This window comes from Pelomicrobium sp. G1 (genome assembly GCF_051905455.1).
Taxonomy (GTDB): Bacteria; Pseudomonadota; Gammaproteobacteria; order Burkholderiales; family UBA6910; genus Pelomicrobium.
In genome coordinates, this window is the sequence record NZ_JBQACR010000061.1 from 1 (window position 1) to 677 (window position 677).

A 677-nucleotide genomic window follows, 5' to 3' on the forward strand; every position below is an offset into this window, starting at 1 on the left:
GTCTTCGCGTTGCGCGACCGCTGCCCCCATAAAGGCGGACCCCTGTCCCAGGGCATCGTCTTCGGCCGCAAGGTGGCCTGCCCCCTGCACGGTTGGAACATCTGCCTCGACACGGGGCAGGCCGTGGCGCCGGACGAGGGCTGCGCACCGGTGTATCCGGTCAAGGTGGAGGAGGGCGTGGTTTTTCTGCAGCTCGGTGACGCTGAGGCTGCGCAGTGAGCGCTGGTCGTTTCGGGTGAAGGCCCATGCCCAAAGTCAAGTCCACCTGCTGCTATTGCGGCGTCGGTTGTGGAGTCGTCATCGAAACGGATGACGGGCGCATTACGGCTATTGCCGGCGATGCCGATCATCCGGCCAACTTCGGCCGCCTGTGCAGCAAGGGCGCGACGCTGCATCTCACCGCGGGAACGGCCGGCCGGGCTTTGTACCCGGAGCTGCGGCGAAGCCGCAGCGAGCCGCGCCGCCGCGTGGAGTGGGACCAGGCGCTGGACCACCTGGCGGCCCGCGTTGCCCGGGTGATTCTGGAGCACGGGCCGGACGCTGTGGGCTTCTACATCTCAGGCCAGCTCCTCACCGAGGACTACTATGTCTTCAACAAGCTGGTGAAGGGGCTGATCGGCACCAACAACATCGACACCAACTCGCGCCTGTGCATGTCCTCGGCCGTGGCCGGGTAC

General features: G+C 66.6%; 2 protein-coding genes. Both read left to right on the forward strand.

Translation table 11 applies throughout. The features are described from left to right. Positions 1 to 219, forward strand: a 219-nt coding sequence (locus tag ACTFO6_RS17425) for a Rieske 2Fe-2S domain-containing protein (protein WP_439935696.1), incomplete at its 5' end; no start/stop codon positions are given. A gap of 26 nt (positions 220 to 245) precedes the next feature. Beyond that, positions 246 to 677, forward strand: a 432-nt coding sequence (locus ACTFO6_RS17430; protein WP_439935697.1) for a molybdopterin-dependent oxidoreductase, incomplete at its 3' end; no start/stop codon positions are given.